The organism is Duganella margarita, assembly GCF_009857535.1.
Classification (GTDB): Bacteria; Pseudomonadota; Gammaproteobacteria; order Burkholderiales; family Burkholderiaceae_D; genus Rugamonas; species Rugamonas margarita.
In genome coordinates, this window is the sequence record NZ_WWCS01000003.1 from 316929 (window position 1) to 342143 (window position 25215).

Genomic DNA, 25215 nt, shown 5'->3' on the forward strand with positions numbered 1-25215 from the left:
AACGGAGCGCTCTGCTGCTACGCGGTGGAGCGCCGCAAAAACAAATAAACGGAGTTTTTCAAATGGCAAAAATCGAAGTCAAAGTTCCTCAGCTGTCGGAATCGGTCGCAGAAGCAACCATGCTGACCTGGCATAAAAAAGTCGGCGACACCATCACCCGCGACGAAAACCTGATCGACATCGAAACCGATAAAGTGGTTCTGGAACTGCCAGCACCGGCCGCTGGCGTCCTGGTGGAAATCATCAAGGGCGACGGCAGCACCGTAGTGGCTGACGAAGTGATCGCCATCATCGATACCGAAGGCACCGCCGCCGCAGTTGCGCCTGCCGCTGCCGCTGCGCCAGCCGCCGCACCTGCACCTGCACCAGCCGCTGCCCCGGCAGCCGCCACCGGTGGTTCGAAAGGCGACGTGGCCATGCCAGCCGCCGCCAAGATCCTGTCGGAAAAAGGCCTGAGCGCTGGCGATGTCGCCGGTTCGGGCAAAGACGGCCGCGTGACCAAGGGCGACGCCCTGGCCGCCGGCGCCAAAGCACCAGCCGTTGCACCACTGGCCGCACCAGCCGCCAAGCCAGCACTGGCACAAGTCGCCGCACCAGCCGCCGCCAACCTGGGCGATCGTCCGGAAGAGCGCGTGCCAATGAGCCGCCTGCGCGCCCGTATCGCCGAGCGCCTGATCCAGTCGCAATCGACCAACGCCATCCTGACCACGTTCAATGAAGTGAACATGGCCCCAGTCATGGAACTGCGCAACAAGTACAAAGACAAGTTCGAAAAAGAGCACGGCGTCAAGCTGGGCTTCATGTCGTTCTTCGTCAAAGCCGCTGTTGCCGCGCTGAAGAAATACCCAATCATCAACGCGTCGGTGGATGGCAACGACATCGTCTACCACGGCTACTTCGACATCGGTATCGCTGTCGGTTCGCCACGTGGCCTGGTAGTGCCGATCCTGCGCAACGCCGACCAAATGTCGATCGCTGACATCGAAAAGAAAATCGGCGAATTCGGCGCCAAAGCCAAAGACGGCAAGCTGACCCTGGACGACCTGACCGGCGGCACCTTCTCGATCTCGAACGGCGGCACCTTCGGTTCGATGCTGTCGACCCCGATCATCAACCCGCCACAATCGGCGATCCTGGGCGTACACGCGACCAAAGACCGCGCCGTGGTGGAAAACGGCCAGATCGTGATTCGTCCAATGAACTACCTGGCAATGTCCTACGACCACCGCATCATCGACGGCCGCGAAGCCGTGCTGGGCCTGGTGGCCATGAAGGAAGCGCTGGAAGATCCTGCACGTCTGCTGCTGGACCTGTAATTCTCGCTGGCTCCCTGGCCCGTGTGGGCCAGGGAAATTCTCAGAGGATCATGAATGAACGTTGCAGAAGAAATCAAACGTTTGCATGAGCTGCACCAGGCGGGCGCGCTGTCGGACGACGAGTTCGCGGCCGCCAAGGCCCGGCTGCTGAACAGCGGTCCCACACCGGGTCTCGGCGGCGACGCCGACCTGTGGCGCCTGCGCCGCTCGCACACCGACCGCTGGCTCGGTGGCGTCTGTGGCGGCCTGGCGCGCGTCAGCGGCGTCGAGTCATGGATCTGGCGCTTGCTGTTTGTGCTGTTCGTTTGCACCTTTGGTTTCGGTCTCGCCATCTACATTCTGCTTTGGATCTTCGTTCCAGAAGACGAACTGATTGGAAATTAAAAAATGAGTAAACAATTTGACGTAGTAGTTATCGGCGCCGGTCCTGGCGGTTACATCGCCGCGATCCGTGCTGCACAGCTGGGTTTCTCGGTTGCTTGCGTAGACGCGTGGGAAAATGAAAAGGGCGGCCCGGCGCCAGGCGGCACCTGCACCAACGTCGGCTGCATCCCGTCGAAAGCGCTGCTGCAATCGTCGGAACACTACGAGCACGCCGGTCACGCGTTCAAGGAGCACGGCATCGATGTCGCCGGCCTGTCGCTGAACCTGCCGCAGATGATCAAGCGCAAAGACAACGTCGTAAAGCAAAACAACGACGGCATCCTGTTCCTGTTCAAGAAAAACAAGGTCACGTTCTTCCACGGCCGCGCGTCGTTCGCTGGCGCCGCCACCGCTGACGGCTACCCGCTGACGATCTCGGCGCCTGCCAACGAGACCATCAACGCCAAGCAAGTCATCGTCGCCACCGGTTCCAACGCCCGTGCACTGCCCGGCGCGGAATTCGACGAGCAACTGATCCTGTCGAACACCGGCGCGCTGACCATCGGCGACGTGCCGAAGCAGCTGGGCGTGATCGGCGCCGGCGTGATCGGCCTGGAAATGGGTTCGGTATGGCGTCGTCTGGGTGCGGAAGTGACCGTGCTGGAAGGTCTGCCGACCTTCCTGGGCGCCGTGGACGAGCAGATCGCCAAGGAAGCCAACAAGCTGTTCACCAAGCAGGGCCTGAAGATCAACCTGGGCGTCAAGATCAACAAGGTCACCAAGGGCGACAACAACGTGACCGTTGAATTCGACAACGCCAAGGGCGAAGCCAACACCGCCGTGTTCGACAAGCTGATCGTCTCGATCGGCCGCACCCCGAACACCGACGGCCTGGCTGCCGACAAAGTCGGCCTGGCGCTGGACGAGCGCGGCTTCGTGGCCGTCGACGGCGACTGCAAAACCAATCTGCCAGGCGTGTGGGCGATCGGCGACGTGGTACGCGGCCCGATGCTGGCGCACAAAGCGGAAGAAGAGGGCGTTGCCGTGGCCGAGCGTATCGCCGGCCAGCACGGTCATACCAACTTCAACACCATTCCTTGGGTGATCTACACCTCGCCGGAAATCGCCTGGGTCGGCAAAACCGAACAGACGCTGAAGGCCGAAGGCGTGGCATACAAAGCCGGCACCTTCCCATTCCTGGCGAACGGCCGCGCACGCGCGCTGGGCGACACCGCCGGCATGGTCAAGTTCCTGGCCGATGCCAGCACCGACGAAATCCTGGGCGTGCACATCATCGGCCCAATGGCGTCGGAGCTGATCTCGGAAGCCGTGGTCGCGATGGAGTTCAAGGCTTCGGCTGAAGACATCGCGCGCATCTGCCACGCTCACCCATCGCTGTCGGAAGCCACCAAAGAGGCAGCGCTGGCGATCGACAAGCGTACGCTGAACTTCTAAGCTGGATTTGTAGTAGCTAGCAGGGCGGGCCACCATGGCCCGCCGTTTTTATTTGCGCAGATTGAAACCATGAACGTCGAAGAGTACTACCACCACGCGCTGGCCCAGCGCGACTACAAGGCCGATGCGGCACAACAGCGCGCGATCACCCGTCTGCAGCAATGCTATGACGAGTGGGTGGCCTACAAGGGCCAGCGGTCCAGCACCTTCAAGCGCCTGATCAACCGCCCGGCGGTGCCGAAAGGCGTGTACATGTGGGGCGGTGTGGGACGCGGCAAGTCGTTCTTGATGGACAGCTTCTACTCGGTGGTGCCGCTGGTGCGCAAGACGCGCCTGCACTTCCACGAATTCATGCGCGACGTGCACCGCCAGCTGGACGAGTTGCGCGGCGTCGCCGATCCGCTGGACGAAGTGGCCAAGCGCATCGCCAAGAAATACCGCCTGATCTGCTTCGACGAATTCCATATCTCGGACGTGGCCGACGCCATGATCATGTACAACCTGCTGAAGGCGTTGTTCGACAACGGCGTGTCCTTCATCATGACGTCGAACTACGATCCGGAGCTGCTGTACCCGGACGGCCTGCACCGCGACCGCATCCTGCCGACCATCGCGCTGCTGTACGAAAAGCTGGACGTGATGAACATCGACGCCGGCATCGACTATCGCGGCCGCGCGCTGGAGCAGGTCGAAGCGTATTACACGCCGCTCAACGCGCAGACCGACAAGGCGCTGCGCGACGCCTACGCCAGCGTGGCCGAAACCGCCGATGAAGATCCGGTGATCCGCATCGAGGCGCGCGAAATCCGCGCGCTGCGCCGCGCCGGCACCATCATCTGGTTCGACTTCAATACGCTGTGCGGCGGCCCGCGCTCGCAGAACGATTACCTGGAAATCGCCAGCCGTTTCCATACCGTGATATTGTCAGGGGTGCCGATGATGTCGGCGTCCATGTCGTCGGAAGCGCGCCGTTTCACCTGGCTGATCGACGTGTTCTACGACCAGGGCGTCAAGCTGCTGATGTCGGCGGAAGTGGCGCCGGAAGAGCTGTACACCAACGGCGCCATGGCCAACGAATTCCATCGCACCGTGTCGCGCATCGTCGAGATGCAGTCGCGCGAATACATGGACCGCGAACAGCGCGCTGCGGCCGCATCGCTGTCGTAAGTCACAGGATTTAGAATATGAAAGCAATGATTACCTTGATGGCCATGCTGGCGGCGACGATGTCGGCCGCCGTGGCCCAGAACGTCCAGACCGTGGAGCAGGCCAATGCCGCGCTGGTGAAAGTGGCGCAGGACCGGGCCGCGATCACCGACGAATATGCGGCCAGCGAGCGCGAATGCTCGGCCCGTTTCTTCGTCACCAACTGCCTGGACAAGGCCAAGGAGAAACGCCGCGCGGCGCTGGCCGAGGTGCGCGTGCGCGAAGTCGACGCCGAGCACTTCAAGCGCGCCGACTCGGTCGCCAAGCGCGACGCCGACCTGGCCGATCGTGCCCGCAAGGACGCCGACGAAGCGATGCTGCGCTCTGCCCAGCCGCCGAAAGCACCCAAGGAAGAACACGAAGCGGCGAAACCATCGTCCGGTCCGCGCCTGGCGGAGCGCGAAGCCCAGCATGATGCCAAGCTGAAACGCCAGCAGGCCGAGGACGCCGCCAACGCCGCCAAGCGCAGCGCCAATGTCGCCGCGTTCGAGCGCAAGCAAGCCGAGTCGGAGCGACGCCAGAAGGAAGTCGCGCGCAAAAAAGCGGAAAACGAAGAGAAAGCGAAACAGGCCGCCGCGCGTGCGGAAGCGGACAAGAAGAAGGCGGCTGCAGCGTCGGCGCCTGCATCAACCAAGTAGCGGCGACACCCGTCGTTGCCGCGAAAGCGGGAACCCATGCTGAGTTGATTTTGCCGATGGTGGATGGATTCCCGCTTTCGCGGGAATGACGCGATGGATTCGGGCTAACTGGCCATCGCCACCAGCTTGATGATGGCCATCGAGCAGTTGTCGCCCTTGCCCTGGGCCCGTTCGGCCGCCTTGGCGATCAGCCGTTCGGCAGCCTGGCGCGGCGTGTTGCGGGCCACGGCAGCGGCCAGTTCCTCGTGACGGAACAACTGCCACAGGCCGTCCGAGCACAGCATCAAGGAATCGCCGGCCTGCAAGCCTTGCTGCGTGCCGGTGCTGACATGCGGATCTTTCAGGCTGTTGCCGAGCGCGTTATTCAGCAGGCGCGAGCTGCGGTGTTTTCTGGCCGCATCCGGCGGCAGCTGGTCGTGGTGGACCAGGTGGTCGACGTAGTCGCTGTCGCTGGTGCGCATCAAACAGGTTTCGCCGCGGAAGTGGTAGATGCGGGCGTCGCCCACGTGGGCCCACACCAGTTGCGCTTGCGGCGTCAGCACCAGCAGCGCCAGCGCGCTGTGCGGTTCGGCCACGGCGGCAATCGGATTCATTTTGATGACGGCGTGCGCTTCCTGCGCGATATCGCGCAGCAACTCCGCCAGCCGGGGCAGGCTGGGGGCGTCGCCGACGCGGAATTCGTCAAACAAGTGCTTGCTGGTGAGCAGCGCCTGATCGGGGCCGATCGGGCTGGTATTGCCATCGGCCAGTACCGCCAGCACGTAGCCGGGCGCCCTGGCGGCGGTAAATAGCGCAACGCGGTCGTTCTGTTGCGGCCGGTTCCCGATGTGCTGGGCGGTCCCGGCTTCTATTTTATAAGTGCGCATAAGATGATTTGTTGGCGTCCGACGCGCCGTAGATTAAACTATGCACCGTGTCGCAGTTTGTTGGCAATGTGTTTGCAATGCGTGTTGTTCCGGTGAAACTATTTGACTGAGAAATATGACTGATGTACAAGATATCCAACGTCGTTTGATTGAACTCGACGTCGAACACCGCGATCTGGACGCGGTCATCGATATGCTCACCCTGGACGGACACCACGATCAACTGCAATTGCGCCGTCTCAAGAAGCGCAAACTGCAACTGAAAGACCATATCACTCTGCTGAAAATGCAACTGGTGCCGGACGTTCCGGCCTGAGCCGAAACGTTACAACGAAGTTTATTTTGACCGAACACCTCCCACCTGCGTCCGACGCGACACCCGCCATCATCGGCGCCACTCCCGACCATCCCCCCGGCAAGCACGACGCCGAGGTAGAGCGCCTGTTTGGCGCCGGCGGCCCATTGGGGCCGGCCGTGGGCGATTTCCGTCCGCGCCGCTCGCAAACCGAGATGGCCAAGGCGGTCGCGGCCGCCATCGCCAACCAGACCACGCTGATCGCCGAAGCCGGCACGGGTACGGGGAAAACCTTTGCCTATCTGGTGCCGGCGCTGCTGTGGGGCGGCAAGACCATCGTCTCGACCGGGACCAAGAACTTGCAGGATCAGCTCTTCCTGCGCGATATTCCGACCGTGCGCGCCGCCTTGCAGGCGCCGGTGTCGGTGGCGCTGCTGAAGGGCCGCTCGAATTACCTGTGCCATTATCATCTGGAGCGCACGCTGCAGAACGGCCGCATGACCTCGCGCGACGATGTCGGCTACCTGCGCGAAATCTCGCGGTTCCTGAAAATGACCAAGACCGGCGACAAGGCCGAGCTGGCCCGCGTGCCGGAAAACGCGCTGATCTGGAACCTGGTCACCTCGACCCGCGACAACTGCATGGGCGCGGAATGCCAGTATTACCAGGATTGCTTCATCATGAAGGCGCGCAAGGAAGCGCAGCAGGCCGACGTGGTGGTGGTCAATCACCACCTGTTCTTCGCCGACGTGGCGCTGAAGGATTCGGGCGTGGCCGAGTTGCTGCCGTCCGCCAACACCATCATCTTCGATGAGGCGCACCAGCTGCCGGATACCGCCACCCTGTTCTTCGGCGACACGTTTTCGACCTCGCAGGTACTGGAACTGTGCCGCGACGTGCTGGCCGAAGGCCTGTCGAACGCCCGCGACGGCGCCGACTGGGGCAAGGTGGTGACGGTGGTGGAAAAGGCCGCGCGCGACCTGCGCCTGACTTTCCCGCAAGACATCGTGCGGCTGTCGCTGCCGCAGATCGCGCCGTCGAGCGACTTTTACCCGGCGCTGCAAACGCTGAAAGACGAGCTGGACGGCATGATGGCCGTGCTCGAAACGCAAGCCGAACGGGCGGAAACGCTGGAACAGTGCCGCCAGCGTGGGCTGGATCTGGTGTCGCGGCTGGCGGCGTGGAAATTCGACCCGAAAGCCAAGGTCGCCAAGGGCGAGGAAGCGGTGTTCTGGGTCGAGGCCTATGCGTCGTCGCTGCAACTGCACAAGACGCCGTTGTCGATTGCGCCGATCTTTGCCGGCCAGCGCGAAGGCGTGCCGCGCAGCTGGATTTTCACCTCGGCGACGCTGGCGGTGAAGAAGGATTTCAGCCACTTTTCCGAGCAGATGGGCCTGACCGATGAGCCGTCAATGTCTTGGCCGAGCCCGTTCAACTACGAACAGCAGGGCATTTTGTACGTGCCGACCGGGTTGCCGGACCCGAATTCCATGGGTTATACGGATGCGGTGCTGGATCTGGCGCTGCCGATCATCGAGGCGGCGGGCGGAAAAACTTTCCTTTTGTGTACGACTTTGCGCGCCGTGAAGCGCGCTGCCGAGCGGCTGCGCGACGAATTTGAAAAACGTAATCTGCCGTTCCCGCTGTTTGTCCAAGGGGATAAGGGCCGGACCGAGTTGCTGGATCAATTCCGCAAGGCTGGTAATGGCGTGCTGATCGGATCGCAGAGCTTCTGGGAAGGCGTCGATGTGCGCGGCGATGCGCTGTCGCTGGTGATTATTGATAAATTGCCATTTGCGCCGCCTGACGATCCAGTGCTGGCCGCGCGGATTGAGGTGATGGAAAAGCAGGGCAAAAATGGCTTTATGCACCACACTTTGCCTGAGGCGATCATCAATCTGAAGCAGGGCGCCGGGCGCCTGATTCGGGATGAGACCGACCAGGGCGTGCTGATGTTGTGCGATCCACGGGTGATTTCCAAGCCGTATGGCAAGCGGATCTGGCAGAGTTTGCCGTCGTTCAAACGCACCCGCGAACAGGAAGTGGTGCTGGAATTCTTCCGAAACAAGAATTCCAATTCGTAACTTTCGGTTACCACCGTCGCTCCCGCGCAGGCGGGAGCCCATGCTGAGTATCGATTCCCGCTTGCACGGGAATGACGTTACTGCGGCAACACTACGACCTTGCCAGTCACCCGCCGCGCCGCCATATCGTCCAGCGCGCGCCACGCATCTTCCAGCGCATAACGTGCCGAAATCAGCGGCTTGATTTTGCCCTCCTGCAACCACTGCAGCACCTGCCGCATATTCTTCAAGTTGCCTTTCGGATCACGTTTGGTGAACTCGCCCCAGAACACGCCCATCAGCGACGCCCCCTTCAGCAAGGTCAAATTCAGCGGCAACTTCGGAATCTCGCCGTTGGCAAAGCCGACCACCAGATAACGCCCGCCCCAGGCGATCGACCTGAACGCCGGCTCCGCGTAGTCGCCGCCGACCGGGTCATAAATTACATCCGGCCCTTTGCCGCCGGTCGCCGCCTTCACTGCCTCGCGCAAATCCTGCTTGCTGTAATTGATCAGTACATCGGCGCCGTGCTGGCGGCAGACCTCCAGCTTCTCATCGGTCGAAGCGCAAGCAATAATGCGGGCCCCAAGGGCTTTGCCGATCTCGATCGCCGCCAGGCCCACGCCACCTGCTGCGCCAAGAATTAGCATGTTCTCACCAGCTTCTAGCTTGGCGCGATCCACAATCGCGTGGTACGAGGTGCCGTAGGTGAGGGTGATGGCGGCCGCCGTGTCGAAATCCATACCCGGCGGCATCGGCATCAGGGCTTGTGCAGGCGCTAATAACTGCTGCCCAAACCCACCGGTCGAAGTGAAGGCGATGACCTTGTCACCGACCTTGAAAGTTGTCACATCATCAGCAACCGAACGAATCACCCCCGCCACTTCGCTGCCGGGAACGAACGGCAGTTCCGGCTTGAACTGATACTTCCCTTGCACAATGAGCACGTCGGGAAAGTTGACGCCGGCAGCCTGGACATCGATCACCACCTGGCCCGGACCTGGCTGCGGGTCTGGTAATTCTTGTACTTTTAGCGACGCCGGCAAACCCCATGTTTCACACACGACAGCTTTCATCCTGGTCTCCTCTGGTTATAAAAAAGAACGCTCGTAATATTTTTATCTTACCTGAAAGCGCCAGCCGTTTGCGCAAAGTTCGGCCTGCCGCACGTTTGTTCTGCCTCAAAGTGTCACCGGAGTGGATTGTTAGAGTTGGTTAAACGAAGGGGGATATCATGACTATCCGTCACGGCTGTTTCTTCAGCTATGCACATGGCCAGCATGCTTACATGAGCAAATTCAAGGACGATCTGGTGGACGCCCTGAAATGCTATCTGGAACCTCACTTCGACAACGAGAACGAACTGTTTGTTGATAGTGAGCAACTCGGGGGCGGTGACGACCTCGACGGCAAAATCGCGCGCGCGCTGTGTGAGAGCGTGTGCATGATTGTCATTTATACACCCAAGTATGAAGCCCATGGCTACACGCGGCGCGAGTTTGCAGCAATGCAACTTATCGAGCGCGAACGCCAGCATTGGTATCCGCTGCCCAGTCATCTGATTATCCCCGTCATCATGACCCGCCACCCGGTCGGCCTGCCGCCGCAAATTACCGGGCCGGGCATGTATGTGGACTTTTCCCGCTACACGCTGGCTAGCGGGGACCTGAAGACCAATCCCGATTTCATCCCGGACATTGAAAAAATCGTCCACCGCATTGCCGAGCATTACCACTGTCTAAAACGAAGCACGCCGCCGGAGCATGACTGCAGCCGTTTTGTGTTGCCGGAGATTCCGCCGGAGTGGCGTGCCGTTCCTCCTCCACATTTTCCACGCTAAAGGTTTGCCATGGAACTCACCTCCCTGTCCCTACCGCCGCTGAGCGCCGGCGGCGAAGTCATCACTTTCTATTCTTATAAGGGCGGCACGGGTCGCACCATGGCCTTATCCAATATCGCGGTGCTGCTGGCGCGCCAGCAAAACGCCACCGCGCCGGTGCTGATGATCGACTGGGACCTGGAGGCGCCCGGCTTGCACCACTATTTCGAGCAGCCGCAGGAGCATAAACCGGGGGTGCTGGAGTTTTTCGAGGCGTGCCGCGAGCAGCTGTTGCGCCGTCGCACCGGCCCGCTGACCGTGGATGACGACGAATTGGCGCACGATGTATTGGCGGCGGTAGGCTGGGAGCAATATGTGACCCGCGTCGATCAGGGCAGCCAGCTGTACCTGATGCGCGCCGGCCGCTTCGACGACAGCTATCCCGACCGGCTGGCCGCCATGCAGTGGGAGGAGCTGTTTTACAGTTGCCCGGCGCTGTTCCGCTGCTTCGCCGAGCGCTTGTCGCGGCACTTCCGCTACGTGCTGATCGATTCCCGCAACGGCCGCAGCGACAGCGCCGGCGTCTGCACGACCCTGATGCCGCGCAAACTGGTGCTGATGTTCACGCCTGGCCGCCACAGTCTGGATGGCTTGCAGGAACTGGTCAGCCGCGCCACCACCTACCGCCGCAGCCATGAGGACGAGCAGCGGCCGTTGCTGATCTATCCCCTGCCGTCGCGGATAGACATGGCTGACTGCGGCGAGCGTCTTCAATGGCGGCGCGGTGATGCTTCGCAACAGATTACCGGTTACCAGCCGGGTTTTGAGGAACTGATACGCGACTGCTATGGCATGCAGCACGTTTCGCTGGAAAGCTATTTTGATGAAGTGCAGTTGCAGCAGACCCGTTCGCTGGCCTACGGCGAGCAGGTGGCGGTGCGGCTCGATCAGGGCGGCGACCGTTTTTCCATGACCCGCACCTTTGAGACCTTCCTGTCATGGCTGGGGCCCGGCTATTTCCCGTGGCAATCCAGCGGTGAAATCCAGTTGCTGGCCAAGATTAACGAGGCGCGCTGCGGGCTGGACGACGGCGGATCTGCCGCGCGCGCCGTGTCGCAGCCGCTGGCGCGCGAACTCAATCTGCTCGGCGAACTCTATCGACGCGAGGGCAAACTGCGGCCGGCCCTGTCCAGCTTCGAGGAAAGTCTGTCGCTGCGCCAGCGCGCGCTGGGCGAGGATCACCCGGAAACATTGGCCAGCAAGATCAATCTGGCCTGTGCGTTGCGCCAGCAGGGGCGGCTGGATGAGGCCCAATTCCTGGAAGAGTGCATCGTCGAAGCGCGCGAACGCGTGCTGGGCGGCGAACATCCCGACACGCTGGCGGCACGCGCCAACCTCGCCGCCACGTTGGGCCAGCAGGGCCGGCTGGTGGAGGCGCTGGCGTTGCAGGACAGCGTGCTCGACACCTACACCCGGCTGGTCGGCCCCGATCATCTGCAAACCCTGAACGCCAAGGCCGCCCGCGCCGAGCTGCTGCTGCAACGCGGCGACATCCAGCTGGCGCGTAGTGTGCAGGAACAGGTGTTGGCGGCCCACAAGCGCCTGTTGGGCCTCGAGCACCCCGACACGCTGCGCAGCAAGACGGCGCTGGCGCACACCTTGTTGCAAATGCAAGAACTGGACACGGCGCGCAGTTTGCTGGATGCGGTGCTGCAAGCCTATCTGCGCCGGCTGGGTCCGGATCACCCGGAGACCGGCAAGGCGCGGGAACAGTTGATAGATGTGCAACTGCAACTTGGGGTGCCGACCGACGAGACGCCGATGGTGCCGGAATTGCATCAGGATGCGGCTATGGATGACTATGGCGACGCGCTGGTGCGGCCGACGCGCCGGCGCGGCACGCTGACGGCCAACAATGCATGGTCGCGCACGGCAGACGAAATGGTGGCGCTGGACGGCGCGTTGTATGGCGGCCGGACGCCGCCGCGCTGACGAAAATTTATCCGCAAAGGGGGCGGCCGGCATGCGCAGTTGCGGCATTGCTTCAGGTAAAATCATTTGAATGAAAATCCTGATTAGCAATGACGACGGCTATTTGGCACCCGGCATCAACGCGCTGGCCAGCGCGCTGGCGCCGATCGCCGAGATCGTGGTGGTGGCGCCCGACAGCAACCGCTCGGGCGCATCGAACTCGCTGTCGCTGGACCGGCCGCTGTCGGTGCAGCAGGCAGCCAATGGTTTCTACTTTGTCAACGGTACGCCCAGCGATTGCGTGCACGTGGCGTTGACCGCCTTGCTCGATGAGCGGCCCGATCTGGTGGTCTCCGGCATCAACAACGGTCCCAATATGGGCGACGACACGTTGTATTCCGGCACCGTGGCGGCCGCCACTGAGGGTTATCTGTTCGGCATTCCCGCCATCGCCTTTTCCCAGGGCGCCTACGGCTGGGAGCATATCGACGACGCCGCCCGTCATGCGCGCGACATCATCCAGCGCTACTATGAAACGTTGCCGCGCCCGTATCTGCTGAACGTCAATATACCGAATCGTCCTTATGATCAGCTTAACCAGGTGGTTGCCACGCGGCTGGGCCGCCGCCACCAGTCCGAACCGGTGATCAAGGCCAGGGATCCGCGCGGCCGCGATATCTACTGGATCGGCCCGCCGGGAGCGTGCAAGGATGCCGGCGAGGGCACGGATTTCCACGCCTGCGCCAACGGCAGCACGTCGATCACCCCGCTGCAAATCGATTTGACGCACTCCACCCAACTCAATGCATTGGCAAAGGCCTTGGCATGACTGAAAAAAACCGTACCTTTCCCTTGCCGCTGTCCTCGGTAACCGACCAGGGGGCCAGGAAGGCAACGGTCTTCAAGCCGGTGGCAACACCGCAAACCGCCACCCAGAACGCCGCCCGCCACGCACCGCCGCCATATCCGGCGCCGCGCGCGGTGGCCACGCCGTCCAAGTCGCACAGCTACGCGCTCGAACGGGCCCAGGCGCCGGCGGCGGCGCCGCGCCAGAGCGCGCTGGTGTCGGATGGCGTGCGGCGCGCCATGGTGCAGCGGATTGCCAAACAGGGCGTCAAGGATGCGCTGGTGCTGGGGGCGATGGATACCGTGCCGCGCCACCTGTTCATGGACGAAGGGCTGGCGCCGCAGGCGTATGTGGACGCCTCGCTGCCGATCGGCCACCATCAGACCATCTCGCAGCCCTACATCGTGGCCCGCATGATCGAGGTGCTGCGCAACGGCGGCCAACTGCAGCGCGTGCTGGAGATCGGCACCGGCTGCGGCTACCAGGCGGCGGTGCTGTCCTGCGTGGCGCAAGAAGTGTATTCCATCGAGCGTATCAAGCCGTTGCATGAGCTGGCCAAGGCCAATCTGCGCCCCTTGCGCGTCCCGAACCTGCGTCTGCATTACGGAGATGGTATGCTTGGCCTGCCGCAAGCTGCTCCGTTTGACGGTATCATTCTGGCCGCGGCCGGAATGGAGGTGCCGCAAGCGCTGCTCGACCAGATGGCCATCGGCGGCCGGCTGGTCGCGCCCGTGGGCGTCCGCACCCAGCATTTGGAACTGATTACGCGCATTGGCAAGGCGGAGTGGACCAGCGAAACGCTGGAAGATTGCCACTTCGTGCCGTTGCGTCCGGGCGTGATGTAGCGCCCGAACCACTAGACAAAGATGAGAATGACGAATAAAAGCAATGTGCTCGTACTGAGCTTTGCGCTGGTTTTTTTGAGCGCCTGCCAAACCACCCCCAACCAAGCCCCGGTCGTCGACCGTACCCTCCCGCCCGCTGTCAAACCCGCCACCCCGAGCGAAACGGCGCAAATCGGCCGCGACGAGCGCGGCCTGTACACCGTGAAAAAGGGCGACACCCTGATCCGCATCGCGCTGGAATACGGCCAGAATTACCGCGATCTGGTGGCCTGGAACAACCTGGCCAACGCCAACGATATCAAGGTCGACCAGGTACTGCGCGTGCTGCCGCCGGATAGCGCGCCGAACGGCGCCGGCGTGGAAACCGCCGCCGTCATCATGCCGCCGTCCGACAAGACGCCGCCGCCGGCGCCGGTGGTCAAGAAAACCGGCCCCAAAGGCGAGAAAAAGCCGTATTCGGACGCTAACCTGGCCGAAATGCAGCGCGCCGACAATGGCAAGGACGCCGCCGCGTCGCCAGCGCCGGCCGCCGCAGCAGCGGCTCCGGCCCGCGCCTCGGCCCCGGCCGCGGCGGCCGCTCCAGCCGGTCCCACCTTGGCCGCCGACGACGCCGCCGTGACCTGGGTGTGGCCGGCCGACGGCAAGGTGATCGCCGTCTTTGACGAAGGCAAGAACAAGGGCGTGGACATCGCCGGCAAGGCCGGCCAGCAGGTCGTGGCTGCCGGGGCCGGAAAAGTGATGTTCGCCGGTAGTGGTATCCGCGGATATGGTAATCTCGTTATATTGAAGCACAGTAGTAACCTGCTGTCGGCCTACGCGCATAACCGGGCCATCCTGGTGAAGGAAGGCCAGACTGTCAGCAAGGGACAAATGATTGCGGAAATGGGCGATTCCGACACCGACTCCGTCAAGCTGCACTTTGAAATCCGGCAGCAGGGCAAGCCAGTCGATCCCTCCCGCTTCCTGCCCAATCGCTAGATTCTTCGTTGGATAACCGCTAGTTGAGCCATGTGAGCCATGACCTCTACGCCGCACGATCAGATGGACGACGACTCGCTCCCGGATGATTTCCAGGATGAGGAGGCCAGCATCGACGACGCGGACGAGGCCGGCGCGCCGGAAACCGGCGCCGTGCTGGAAACCGTCGACGAGCTGAAAAAGGTGCTGGCGGCCGAGCTGTCGACCGACACCACCCAGCACTACCTGAACCAGATCGGCACCCGGCCGCTGCTGACGGCGCCGCAGGAAGTCCACTACGCGACGCTGGCCAAGGCCGGCGACTTCAGCGCGCGCCAGACCATGATCGAGCACAACCTGCGGCTGGTGGTGTCGATCGCCAAGCACTACATCAACCGCGGCGTGGTGCTGCTGGACATGATCGAAGAGGGCAACATCGGCTTGATGCGCGCCATCGACAAGTTCGAGCCGGAGCGCGGGTTCCGTTTTTCCACCTACGCCACCTGGTGGATCCGCCAGAGCATCGAGCGCGCCATCATGAACCAGGCGCGCACGGTGCGCCTGCCGGTGCACATGGTGCGCGAGCTGAACCAGATCCTGCGCGGCAAATACCACCTCGAAGCACAGCACCACAACGGCAAGGACGCCACCGCTGAAGACATCGCCGAGCTGGTCGGCCGGCCGGTGGAAGAGGTGCAGGACATCCTGGCGCTGTCCGAACACGCCACCTCGCTCGATGCGCCGCTCGACAACGATCCGCAATCGTCGCTGATGGACATGCTGCCCGGCGACAGCGACGACAGCCCCGACGCCCGCGCCGAACACCACGAAATGACGGTGCTGGTGCGCGACTGGCTGACCAAGCTGCCGGACAAGCAGCGCATCGTCATCATGCGCCGTTTCGGTCTCGACAATGACGATCCGGCCACGCTGGAAACCCTGGCCGAAGAGATGGGCGTGACGCGGGAGCGGGTGCGCCAGATCCAGCAGGAAGCGCTGGTCAAGCTGAAACGGGCGATGGCGGCGCGCGGCGTGGTCCGCGATTCCCTGCTCTGACCGTCATTCCGGCGGACGCCGGCATCCATGCGGAGCCGGCAGGCGCGCGACGGCGGCCATGGCCTGCGGCGGCGCTCCGTCCGCCTACGCTGGAACGGCGTGCCGATTCTGGTATCATGTCGCCCCTGTACGCGGGCCGGCCGCGCTATCCTATTATTGAACGTTATGCAAGAAAATACCATCGACATCAAATCGCTCGACATGGACGCCCGTGGCGTCGGCCATATTGAAAACGAAGACGGCACGCCGGGTAAAGTGGTGTTCGTGGAAGGGGCGCTGCCAGGTGAGCGCGTCAGTTTCGAGACGTTCAAGAAGAAGAAAAACTGGGAAGCCGCGCGCATGACCGCGCTGCACCGCGAATCGTCGATGCGTGTCAAGCCGCAGTGCGAACACTTCGACTACTGCGGCGGCTGCTCGATGCAGCACCTGGAACCGAGCGCGCAGGTGGCGATCAAGCAGCGCGTGCTGGAAGACAACCTGTGGCACATCGGCAAAGTCACCGCCGACAACATCATGCGGCCGATGTACGGCCCGACCTGGGGCTACCGCTTCCGCGCGCGCCTGTCGGTGCGCTGGGTCGAGAAAAAAGGCACGGTGCTGGTCGGCTTCAAGGAAAAGCGTTCGGTGTTCGTGGCCGATATCAAGAGCTGCCAGATCCTGCCGAAGCACGTGTCGGACATGCTGCTGCCGCTGCGCGCGCTGATCGGCTCGCTGACGCTGTACAAGGAAGTGCCGCAGATCGAACTGGCGATCGGCGAAGACGTCACCGCGCTGGTGCTGCGCGTGATGGCGACCCCGAGCGCCGACGACGAAGCCAAGCTCAAGGCCTTCGCCGACGAATACAAAGTGCAGTTCTGGCTGCAGACCAAGGGGCCGGAAACCGCCGCGCCGTTCTACCCGCTGGAGCCGCAGCTGCACTACCTGCTGCCGGAATACGGCGTGCGCATGCCGTTCAAGCCGGTCGACTTCACCCAGGTCAACCACCACATCAACCGCGCGCTGGTGCACAAGGCGCTGCGCCTGCTGGACGTGCAGCCGGAAGACCGCGTGGCCGACCTGTTCTGCGGACTGGGCAACTTCACGCTGCCGCTGGCGACGCTGGCGCGCGAAGTGGTCGGCATCGAAGGCAGCCAGGCGCTGACCGACCGTTCGCTGAGCAACGCCAAGGCCAACGGCCTGGATGGCAAGACCACCTTCTACAACCGCAACCTGTTCGAAGTCACGCCGGCAGACCTGATCGCGCTGGGCAAGTTCGACCGCATGCTGATCGACCCGCCACGCGACGGCGCCATGACCCTGTGCGAGTCGCTGGGCGAACTGCGCAAGACCCATCCGGAATTTCTGCCGAAGCGCATCGTCTACGTCTCGTGCAGCCCGTCGACGCTGGCGCGCGACGCCAACGCGCTGGTCAATCTGGCCGGCTACAAGCTGGACAAGGCCGGCGTGGTCAATATGTTCCCGCACACCTCGCACGTCGAATCGATGGCCGTGTTCGATCTGACCTAATGTTTTTATTCTAATATTATTGACTTTGCAGGAGGCGTGCGCAACACTGGGCTGATTGTTAATCAGCGCCTGGAGTTGGCATGCGCCTTCTGTCCCGCATTATCGCGCTGGCTGCGTTGAGCAGCCTGCCGCTGGCCGTTCTGGCCGATACTTCCGTTACCGCGTTTTCGCCATCGGGCACCGTCAAGGGCGTGCGCCAGGCGGCGGCGCGCTTCAGCGGCCAGATGGTCTCGCTGGGCGATATGCGGCTCGGCGACCCGTTCACCGTCGATTGCCCGCAGGAGGGCAAGGGCCGCTGGATCGATGGCCAGAACTGGAGCTACGATTTTGTGCGCGATCTGCCCGGCGGCGTGGCGTGCCGCTTCACGCTCAAGGACGACGTCAGGGACATCGATGGCAAGCCGCTGACGGGCGACCGCCAGTTCAGCTTCGACACTGGCGGGCCGGCGGTTGTGGAGGCGGCGCCGCGCGACGGCTCCGGCGCCATCGACGAGCAGCAGATCTTTGTGCTGGGCCTCGACGCGCCGGCCAAAGACGAGACGATCACCGCCCACGCCTGGTGCCAGGCCGAGGGCATCAACGAGAAAATCGGCGTGCGCCTGCTGCAAGGCGCGGAGCGTCAGCGCGTGCTGGAGATGCGCAAGTCGTTCACGGAACGCTATCTGTCGCTGTACTTCAAGGCGCGCGGCGTGGTGTGGCGCGCGACCGCCAAGGTCAATAACCAGAAGCTCGACAAGCTGCCGATCGTGGTGCTGCAATGTCAGCGGCCGTTGCCGGCGGACGCCAATGTGTCGCTGGTATGGGGCGCCGGCATCGCCGCCGACAGCGGCATCGTCACCACGCAGGAGCAAAAGCTGGCCTTCAATACGCGGCCGGATTTCAAAGCGCGCTTCAGCTGCGACAGGCTGGCGGCCGATGGCGCCTGCATCCCGTTCCTGCCGATGCGCGTCCAGTTCTCGGCGCCGGTGCCGCGCGCCGACGCGCTGGCGGTCAAGATCACCGGACCAGGCGGCAAGGTGTTCAAGCCGGTGCTGAGCAAGGAAGAAGAGCAGGCCGAGTATCTGCAATGGCTCAACATCAAAGGCCCGTTCCCCGAAAGCGCCAGACTGACGCTGTCGATGCCGCTCAAGCTGAAGGACGATGCCGGCCGCCTGCTGGTCAACCAGGCCAGCTTCCCGATGACGGTGCGCACCGATGCGCAGCCGCCGCTGGTCAAGTTCCCGGCGCGCTTCGGCATCATCGAGGCGAAGGGCGACAAGCTGCTGCCGGTCACCGTGCGCAATGTCGAGGCGCGGCTGGCGGGCAGCAAGGTCGATGGCGCCGCGCTGCGCGTCAACGATGGCGCGGTGTCGAGCGAGCAGCAGGACCAGCAAGTGATCGCATGGCTCAAGCGCATGGGCACCAGCTACAGCTGGCAGCCGCAGGAGCAGTGGGGAGCTAGCCTCGGCAAGCAGCTGCTGGACCCCAAGGCCGGCAAGGTGGAACGCTTCGCCATGCCCAAGCCGAACGGCGGCCGGGCGATGGAGGTGGTCGGCGTCCCGCTACGCAAGCCGGGTTTTTATGTGGTGGAGCTGGCGAGTCCCAAGCTGGGCCAGGGACTGGGCGTCGGCAACAAGGCTTACGTCAGCGCGGCCGCGCTGGTGACCAATATGGTGGCGCACTTCAAGCACGGCGCGGAATCGTCGGTGGTGTGGGTGACCTCGCTCGACAAGGGCCAGCCGGTGCCGCAGGCGCAGGTGGCGGTGCGCGATTTTGAAGGCAATCTGCTGTGGCAGGGCATGACCGATGCCGGTGGCCTGGCGCACATCCGCAAGGAGCTGCCGACGTCGCGCAAGGCGCAGGACGGCCGCTACTTCGTCAGCGCGCGTCTCGGCGCGGACATGACGTTCACCCTGTCCGACTGGGATCGCGGCATCGAGACCTGGCGCTTCAATCTGCCGGGCGGCTACGGCGGCGCCGACAACGTCATCGCCACCACGGTGTTTGACCGCATGCTGCTGCGCGCCGGCGAGACGGTGCACATGAAGCACTTCCTGCGCCGTCACGTCGAGCAGGGCATTGTGCAGGCGTCGAAGGAACAGGACGGCACGCTGCACATCATGCACGAGGGTAGCCAGCAACAGTACGACGTGCCGGTCAAATGGAGCGCCAACGGCTCGGCCGACAGCACCTGGACCATTCCGGCGGACGCCAAGCAAGGCTGGTACCAACTGATGCTGAGCGGCCGCACGGCGGGCCGCTTCCGCGTCGAACAGTTCCGCGTGCCGACCATGAAGGCGCTGCTGCAAGGACCGAAGACGCCGGCGATTCAGGCGTCGTCGGTGGCGCTGGATATCCAGCTGGGTTATCTGTCCGGTGGCGGCGCGGGCGACGCGCCGGTACAGCTGCGCACCGTGGTGCAGGACAAGGGCGTCAGCTTTGCCGATTATCCGGACTTCAGCTTCAGTAATGGCGACGTCAAGGTCGGCGCCGAGAAGAACGCCGGCACCTTCGATGACGACGAAGGCATGTATGAAGGGGAGGGCGAAGGCGAAGACGGCGCAGTCGCCGGCCCGGCCAACATCAAGACCCGCAACCTGACGCTGGACAAGGCCGGCGGCGCGCGCGTCACGCTGGACCAGCTGCCGGAGGCGCAGACGCCGAAGGAACTGATGGCCGAGATGACCTTCCAGGACGCCAACGGCGAAACGCTGTCGGCCGCCACGCAGATTGCACTGTGGCCGTCCAGCTATGTGATCGGCATCCAGCCCGATGGCTGGGTCGCCAGCAAGGACGGGCTGAAATTCACGGTCGCGGTGCTGGACCTGCAAGGCAAGCCGGTGGCTGATGCGCCGGTCGCGGTGGACTTCTTCCAGCGCCTGTCGTACTCGCACCGTCGCCGCCTGATCGGCGGCTTCTACGCCTACGAGAACAGCAGCGAGATCAAAGCGCTGGGCGCCGCCTGCGAAGGCAGGACCGATACCAAGGGACTGTTGATCTGCAAGGTCAAGGCGCCGGCATCGGGTAACCTGATCCTGCGCGCGAAGACCCAGGATGGGCAGCAGCGCACCGCCATCGCCCATCGCGAAACCTGGGTGGCCGACGGCGCCGACTGGTGGTTCGCCGCCACCGACAACGACCGCATCGATCTGCTGCCGGAGAAGAAGCGCTACGAGCCTGGCGAGACGGCCAGCTTCCAGGTGCGCATGCCATTCCGCGAGGCGACTGCGCTGGTGACGGTGGAACGCGAAGGCGTGATCGATACGTATATTCGTCCGCTCAGCGGCAGTGAGCCGGTGTTTACCATTCCGGTCAAGAAGTCATATGCGCCGAATGTCTACGTCTCCGCGCTGGTGGTGCGCGGACGCGTGAACAGCGTGCAGCCGACGGCGCTGGTCGATCTGGGCAAGCCGGCCTACAAGCTGGGGATCGCGCCGCTGCGCGTGGGCTGGTCGGCCAATGAGCTGAAGGTGCAGGTCACGGCGGACAAGCCGGTGTACAAGGTGCGCGACAAGGCCACGGTGGCGGTCAAGGTCACGCTGCCGGATGGCTCGGCGCCGCCGGCCGGAGCGGAGGTGGCGCTGGCCGCGGTCGATGTCGGCCTGCTGGAGCTGATGCCCAACACCAGCTGGGATCTGCTGGAAACCATGATGGGCCAGCGCAGCCTGCAAGTGACCACGGCCACCGCGCAGATGCAGGTGGTCGGCAAGCGCCACTTCGGCCGCAAGGCGGTGCCGGCCGGCGGTGGCGGCGGCAAGGGCGCGGGACGGGAGCTGTTCGACACGCTGCTGTTCTGGAAGGCGCGCGTGACGCTCGATGCAAACGGCGAAGCCACGGTGCAGGTGCCGATCAACGATTCGCTGACGGCGTTCCGCATCGTCGCCATCGCCAGTGCGCAGGCGGATTTGTTCGGCACCGGCCGCACGGAGGTGCGCAGTTCGCAGGATCTGATTCTGCTTTCAGGACTGCCGGCGCTGGTGCGCGAGGGCGATCGCTTGCGCGCCGGTTTCACGCTGCGCAATACCACCGACGCTGCGGTGAGCGCCACACTGAAAGCCAGCGCCGGCGGCAAGGCGCTGTCGCCGCAATCGGTGTCGCTGGAGCCGGGGCAGGCGCGCGAGATTGGCTGGGACGTGCAGGTGCCGGCCGGCATCAGCACGCTGGACTGGGATGTCAGCGCGGCAGTGGAGGGCGGCGGCGCGGCATCGACGGACCACATCAAGATCAAGCAGAAGGTGGTGCCGGCGGTGCCGGTGACGGTAATGCAGGCCACCTTGCTGCAACTGGACCGCAAGCTGTCGATGCAGGTGGCGTTACCGGACGACGCGGTGCCGGGACGCGGCGGCGTGCAGGTGCAGTACAGCCCATCGCTGGGCGGCGACCTGCCGGGCGTGCAGGAGTACATGAAGAAGTATCCTTACCGCTGCTTCGAGCAGGTCGCCTCGCGTTCGATCGCGCTGCATGACAAGTCGATGTGGCAGTCGGCCATCGACACGCTGCCGGCGCATCTGGACAGCGATGGTCTGGTCAAGTATTTCGCCACCATGTATCAAGGCAGCGATACGCTGACGGCGTATGTGCTGTCGGCGGCAGCGGAAGCGGGCTATGTGATTCCAGATGGTCTGCGCGGACAAATGGAGTCGGGCCTGCTGGCGTTCGTGCAGGGCAAAGTGGTGCGTTACTCGGCCTTGCCGACGGCCGATCTGGCGGTGCGCAAGATCGCCGCGCTGGAAGCGTTGTCGCGCTCGCGGCCGACGCAGGCGGGCGACCTGGAGTCGTTCACGGTGCAGCCTAACTTGTGGCCGACGTCCGCAGTCCTCGATTGGTACCAGATCCTGCAACGCTCGAAGGAGCTGCCGCAGCGTGCGCAGCGCCTGAAAGAGGCGGAGCAGATCCTGCGTTCGCGCCTCAACCTGCAAGGCACGACGATGACCTTCTCCACCGAGCGCACCGACGACTGGTGGTGGCTGATGTCTTCCGCCGACGGCAATGCCAACCGGCTGTTGCTGGTCATGGCCGACAATCCGGCGTGGAAGGATGATATCGGCCGGCTGGCGCGCGGTGCGCTGGGACGGCAACAGAAAGGCCGTTGGGGCACGACGGTGGCGAATGCCTGGGGCGTGCTGGCGGTCGACAAGTTCTCGCGCCTGTTCGAGAAGGACAAGGTCACCGGTACCGCCGGCGCCACGCTGGCCAACGCCAGCAAGAGCATCGCCTTCGGCGGCGAGCCGGCCGGTGGCACGGTGATGCTGCCTTGGCCGCGTGGCGGCAGTGGTCAGCTGGCGCTGGAACATGCGGGCGCCGGCAAGCCATGGGCCACGGTGCAGACTTTATCGGCCGTGCCGCTCAAGGCGCCGCTGTCGAGCGGCTACCGCATCGCCAAGACCATCACGCCGGTTGAGCAGAAGGTCAAGGGCGTATGGTCGCGTGGCGATGTCTATCGCGTGCATCTGGATCTGGAAGCGCAGTCGGATATGACCTGGGTGGTGGTGGACGATCCGATCCCGGCCAGCGCCACGGTGCTGGGTTCCGGCCTGGGCGGCGATTCGAAGATCATGCGCAGCGGCGAGGCCAATACCGGCTGGGCCTATCCGGCCTTCCAGGAGCGCACGTTTGAGGGCTACCGCGCGTTCTACGAGTTTGTCCCGAAAGGCAAATGGAGCGTGGAGTACACTGTGCGTCTGAATAATCCGGGCCAGTTCAACCTGCCGCCAACTCGTGTCGAGGCGATGTACAGCCCCGAGATGTTTGGCGCTTCGCCTAATGCCGCCATTACCGTGAAATGAAGCTGATCGTTTTTACCCTTGCGCTGGCGCTGGCCGGCGCCGTTCACGCCGCGCCGACATTTGACGAGGTGCGCAAGGCGTATCGCTCTTCGGATGCGGAACTGCTGGACCGGCACGGCGAGGCGATCCAGTCGCTGCGCATCGACATGACGGTGCGGCGCCTGCCGTGGGTGGCGCTGAACGATATTTCGCCGGCGCTGCCGGCGGCAGTGCTGCAGGCGGAGGACCAGCGTTTCTACCAGCACGATGGCGTGGACTGGAACGCGGCGGCCAAGGCGGCGTGGGATAACCTGTTCCGCACGCGTCCGCGCGGCGCCTCGACCATCACCATGCAGCTGGCAGCCTTGCTCGATCCGGCCTTGCAGCCAGCTGCCAAGGGCCGCAGTTGGGGTCAGAAGTGGGATCAGGTGAAGGCGGCGCGCGAACTCGATACGCAGTGGACCAAGCAGCAGATTATGGAAGCGTATCTGAACATGGTGTCGTATCGCGGCGAGCTGCAAGGCGTTGGCGCGGCGGCGCGCGGTATGTTCGGCAAGGCGCCTTCCGGACTGGATTTGAGCGAGTCGGTGATTCTGGCCAGCCTGCTGCGCGGCCCGGCGGCGGGGCAGAAGGTGGTATCGCAGCGGGCCTGTGCGCTGGCGCTGGAGCTCCGCTTGCCGTCGACCTGTAGCGAGATCCAGCTACGGATTGTGGTGGCGATGAGCCGTCCGCAGCTGGCGGCCAATCTGCCGCCGGCGCCGCAGGTGGCGCAGCAGCTGCTGACGCGCAGCGGGCAAGCGGTGCGCAGCACGCTGGATGCGGGCTTGCAGCGCTACGCGCAGAATGTGCTGCGCCAGCAGTTGGCCGCGCTCCAGGGGCGCAATGTCAACGACGGTGCGGTGGTGGTGCTGGATAACGCCAGCGGCGAGATTCTGGCCTATGTCGGCAATGCCGGCGGCGGCGAGGTGGATGGCGTGGCGGCGCTGCGCCAGGCCGGGTCGACGCTCAAGCCGTTCCTGTACGAGCTGGCGCTGGAACGCAAGCAATTGACGGCGGCGTCGCTGATGGACGATACGGCGATCGATATCTCGACGCCGGGTGGCATGTACATCCCGCAGAACTACGACAAGAATTTTAAAGGCTACGTCAGCGTGCGCACCAGCCTTGCCAGTTCGCTCAACGTGCCGGCCGTGCGCACGCTGGTGATGACGGGCATGGAGCGTTTTCACGAACGCCTGCGCGAGGTGGGCTTGAGCAGTTTGACGCGGCCGGCCGAGTACTACGGCTATTCGCTGGCGCTGGGATCTGCCGAGGTGTCGCTGCTGGAGCTGAGCAATGCCTATCGCACGCTGGCCAACGGCGGGATGTATGGCGCGGTGACGCTGGCGCCGCAAGCCACCGCCGCATCACGCCGCGTGCTCGATGCGCGCGCCAGTTTCATCGTCAGCGACATCCTGGCTGACCGTGCGGCGCGCAGCATCACTTTCGGCCTGAAGAACGAACTGGCGACCACCTTCTGGGCCGCCGTCAAAACCGGTACCAGCAAGGACATGCGCGACAACTGGTGTGTGGGCTATACCGACAAATACACGGTAGGCGTCTGGGTCGGTAATTTTGACGGCCAATCGATGTGGGACGTGTCCGGCGTCAGCGGCGCCGCGCCGGTGTGGCGTGACGTGATGGATTACCTGCATCGCGGTCAGGGCAGCCGCGCACCCAAGCCGCCGGCCGGTGTGGTGCGCCAGCAGATCGCCTATCAACCGGCGCTGGAAGCTGCGCGCAACGAATGGTTCATCGCCGGCACCGAGAGCCCGGTGATCGCACTGGTTCAGGATTTGCATCGCGCACCGAAAATCCTGTATCCAGGCGAAGCCGCCATCATCGCGCTCGATCCTGATATCCCGGACGCCATCCAGCGCGTATTCTTCCAGGCGCAGGGCGGGCAGGACCTGAGCTGGCAGCTGGACGGCGAGCCGCTAGGCCAGGCCGCCAGCAGCTACAGCTGGCGCCCCACGCCCGGCCAGCACCAGCTGGCGCTGGTCGACGCCAACGCAAAACCGATCGCCACCACCCGCTTCCAGGTGCGCGGCGCCGACGATGCCAAGCGGCAAGAGTGACTATAACCGCATCGCGACTATACTATGATTGTGTCCTTCAAATGTCGGGATACAGCAGCGTTAGCCAAGGGCGCGAGGGTGCGACGATTTGCCAGCTTTGAAGATGTTGCGCGTCGGATATTGTGGGCAGTCGATGTCGAGATCGCCGACT

General features: G+C 63.7%; 18 protein-coding genes. 16 read left to right on the plus strand and 2 right to left on the minus strand.

The window, feature by feature from the left end:
* Nucleotides 1–62: 62 nt before the first annotated feature.
* From odhB to GTP55_RS06310, 5 genes are all read left to right on the plus strand, one after another.
* Entirely contained in the window at nucleotides 63–1316 is a 1254-nt protein-coding gene (odhB, locus tag GTP55_RS06290; protein ID WP_161044083.1) for a 2-oxoglutarate dehydrogenase complex dihydrolipoyllysine-residue succinyltransferase, read from the plus strand.
* Between the two features lie 54 nt (nucleotides 1317–1370).
* On the plus strand, nucleotides 1371–1700 hold the full coding sequence (locus GTP55_RS06295; protein ID WP_161044084.1) for a PspC domain-containing protein: 330 nt from the start codon (nucleotides 1371–1373) through the stop codon (nucleotides 1698–1700).
* Between the two features lie 3 nt (nucleotides 1701–1703).
* Complete coding sequence (gene lpdA, locus GTP55_RS06300) at nucleotides 1704–3134, plus strand: dihydrolipoyl dehydrogenase (RefSeq protein ID WP_161044085.1); 1431 nt, start codon at nucleotides 1704–1706, stop codon at nucleotides 3132–3134.
* 69 nt (nucleotides 3135–3203) lie between these two features.
* Entirely contained in the window at nucleotides 3204–4301 is a 1098-nt protein-coding gene (gene zapE, locus GTP55_RS06305) for a cell division protein ZapE (RefSeq protein ID WP_161044086.1), read from the plus strand.
* A gap of 17 nt (nucleotides 4302–4318) precedes the next feature.
* On the plus strand, nucleotides 4319–4978 hold the full coding sequence (locus GTP55_RS06310) for a hypothetical protein (protein ID WP_161044087.1): 660 nt from the start codon (nucleotides 4319–4321) through the stop codon (nucleotides 4976–4978).
* Nucleotides 4979–5082: 104 nt separating this feature from the next.
* On the opposite strand, the gene GTP55_RS06315 is transcribed toward GTP55_RS06310, so the two are convergent.
* The gene (locus GTP55_RS06315; RefSeq protein ID WP_161044088.1) at nucleotides 5083–5844 is read right to left on the minus strand and encodes a PP2C family protein-serine/threonine phosphatase; all 762 of its coding nucleotides are present in this window, start codon (nucleotides 5842–5844) and stop codon (nucleotides 5083–5085) included.
* Between the two features lie 115 nt (nucleotides 5845–5959).
* On the opposite strand from GTP55_RS06315, the gene GTP55_RS06320 reads away from it, so the two are divergent.
* Complete coding sequence (locus GTP55_RS06320; RefSeq protein ID WP_008450659.1) at nucleotides 5960–6160, plus strand: YdcH family protein; 201 nt, start codon at nucleotides 5960–5962, stop codon at nucleotides 6158–6160.
* Between the two features lie 26 nt (nucleotides 6161–6186).
* A complete protein-coding gene (gene yoaA, locus GTP55_RS06325; RefSeq protein WP_161044089.1) occupies nucleotides 6187–8223 on the plus strand; it encodes a DNA repair helicase YoaA in 2037 nt (678 codons plus the stop codon).
* A gap of 77 nt (nucleotides 8224–8300) precedes the next feature.
* On the opposite strand, the gene GTP55_RS06330 is transcribed toward yoaA, so the two are convergent.
* Nucleotides 8301–9278, minus strand: a complete 978-nt coding sequence (locus GTP55_RS06330; RefSeq protein WP_161044090.1) for an NADPH:quinone oxidoreductase family protein — start codon at nucleotides 9276–9278, stop codon at nucleotides 8301–8303.
* Nucleotides 9279–9436: 158 nt separating this feature from the next.
* Here GTP55_RS06330 and GTP55_RS06335 point away from each other — a divergent pair, with 158 nt between their 5' ends.
* The 9 genes from GTP55_RS06335 (at nucleotide 9437) to pbpC (ending at nucleotide 25064) form a co-directional block, all read left to right on the plus strand.
* Nucleotides 9437–10042: a toll/interleukin-1 receptor domain-containing protein gene (locus tag GTP55_RS06335; RefSeq protein WP_161044091.1), complete on the plus strand. Its 606-nt coding sequence runs from the start codon at nucleotides 9437–9439 to the stop codon at nucleotides 10040–10042.
* A 9-nt stretch (nucleotides 10043–10051) separates the two neighbouring features.
* On the plus strand, nucleotides 10052–12013 hold the full coding sequence (locus GTP55_RS06340; RefSeq protein WP_161044092.1) for a tetratricopeptide repeat protein: 1962 nt from the start codon (nucleotides 10052–10054) through the stop codon (nucleotides 12011–12013).
* A 70-nt stretch (nucleotides 12014–12083) separates the two neighbouring features.
* Nucleotides 12084–12821 carry a 5'/3'-nucleotidase SurE gene (surE, locus tag GTP55_RS06345; RefSeq protein ID WP_161044093.1) on the plus strand — a complete coding sequence of 246 codons (738 nt, stop codon included), beginning with the start codon at nucleotides 12084–12086 and terminating at the stop codon, nucleotides 12819–12821.
* Nucleotides 12818–13684 (plus strand): protein-L-isoaspartate(D-aspartate) O-methyltransferase, encoded by an 867-nt coding sequence (locus tag GTP55_RS06350; protein WP_161044094.1) that lies wholly within the window; start codon nucleotides 12818–12820, stop codon nucleotides 13682–13684. Before surE ends, GTP55_RS06350 begins: the two co-directional genes overlap by 4 nt.
* Nucleotides 13685–13711: 27 nt before the next feature.
* The gene (locus tag GTP55_RS06355) at nucleotides 13712–14662 is read left to right on the plus strand and encodes a peptidoglycan DD-metalloendopeptidase family protein (RefSeq protein WP_161044095.1); all 951 of its coding nucleotides are present in this window, start codon (nucleotides 13712–13714) and stop codon (nucleotides 14660–14662) included.
* A gap of 39 nt (nucleotides 14663–14701) precedes the next feature.
* Entirely contained in the window at nucleotides 14702–15697 is a 996-nt protein-coding gene (gene rpoS, locus GTP55_RS06360; RefSeq protein ID WP_161044096.1) for an RNA polymerase sigma factor RpoS, read from the plus strand.
* A 165-nt stretch (nucleotides 15698–15862) separates the two neighbouring features.
* Nucleotides 15863–17203, plus strand: a complete 1341-nt coding sequence (gene rlmD / locus GTP55_RS06365; RefSeq protein WP_161044097.1) for a 23S rRNA (uracil(1939)-C(5))-methyltransferase RlmD — start codon at nucleotides 15863–15865, stop codon at nucleotides 17201–17203.
* 80 nt (nucleotides 17204–17283) lie between these two features.
* Complete coding sequence (locus GTP55_RS06370) at nucleotides 17284–22968, plus strand: alpha-2-macroglobulin family protein (RefSeq protein WP_161044098.1); 5685 nt, start codon at nucleotides 17284–17286, stop codon at nucleotides 22966–22968.
* Nucleotides 22965–25064 carry a penicillin-binding protein 1C gene (gene pbpC, locus GTP55_RS06375; protein WP_161044099.1) on the plus strand — a complete coding sequence of 700 codons (2100 nt, stop codon included), beginning with the start codon at nucleotides 22965–22967 and terminating at the stop codon, nucleotides 25062–25064. Before GTP55_RS06370 ends, pbpC begins: the two co-directional genes overlap by 4 nt.
* Nucleotides 25065–25215 lie beyond the last annotated feature (151 nt).

Coding starts and splice junctions, on each gene's coding strand:
- odhB (WP_161044083.1), top strand. CDS start 63: ATGGCAAAAATCGAAGTCAAAGTTCCTCAGCTGTCGGAATCGGTCGCA.
- GTP55_RS06295 (WP_161044084.1), top strand. CDS start 1,371: ATGAACGTTGCAGAAGAAATCAAACGTTTGCATGAGCTGCACCAGGCG.
- lpdA (WP_161044085.1), top strand. CDS start 1,704: ATGAGTAAACAATTTGACGTAGTAGTTATCGGCGCCGGTCCTGGCGGT.
- zapE (WP_161044086.1), top strand. CDS start 3,204: ATGAACGTCGAAGAGTACTACCACCACGCGCTGGCCCAGCGCGACTAC.
- GTP55_RS06310 (WP_161044087.1), top strand. CDS start 4,319: ATGAAAGCAATGATTACCTTGATGGCCATGCTGGCGGCGACGATGTCG.
- GTP55_RS06315 (WP_161044088.1), bottom strand. CDS start 5,844: ATGCGCACTTATAAAATAGAAGCCGGGACCGCCCAGCACATCGGGAAC.
- GTP55_RS06320 (WP_008450659.1), top strand. CDS start 5,960: ATGACTGATGTACAAGATATCCAACGTCGTTTGATTGAACTCGACGTC.
- GTP55_RS06330 (WP_161044090.1), bottom strand. CDS start 9,278: ATGAAAGCTGTCGTGTGTGAAACATGGGGTTTGCCGGCGTCGCTAAAA.
- GTP55_RS06335 (WP_161044091.1), top strand. CDS start 9,437: ATGACTATCCGTCACGGCTGTTTCTTCAGCTATGCACATGGCCAGCAT.
- GTP55_RS06340 (WP_161044092.1), top strand. CDS start 10,052: ATGGAACTCACCTCCCTGTCCCTACCGCCGCTGAGCGCCGGCGGCGAA.
- surE (WP_161044093.1), top strand. CDS start 12,084: ATGAAAATCCTGATTAGCAATGACGACGGCTATTTGGCACCCGGCATC.
- GTP55_RS06350 (WP_161044094.1), top strand. CDS start 12,818: ATGACTGAAAAAAACCGTACCTTTCCCTTGCCGCTGTCCTCGGTAACC.
- GTP55_RS06355 (WP_161044095.1), top strand. CDS start 13,712: ATGACGAATAAAAGCAATGTGCTCGTACTGAGCTTTGCGCTGGTTTTT.
- rpoS (WP_161044096.1), top strand. CDS start 14,702: ATGACCTCTACGCCGCACGATCAGATGGACGACGACTCGCTCCCGGAT.
- rlmD (WP_161044097.1), top strand. CDS start 15,863: ATGCAAGAAAATACCATCGACATCAAATCGCTCGACATGGACGCCCGT.
- GTP55_RS06370 (WP_161044098.1), top strand. CDS start 17,284: ATGCGCCTTCTGTCCCGCATTATCGCGCTGGCTGCGTTGAGCAGCCTG.
- pbpC (WP_161044099.1), top strand. CDS start 22,965: ATGAAGCTGATCGTTTTTACCCTTGCGCTGGCGCTGGCCGGCGCCGTT.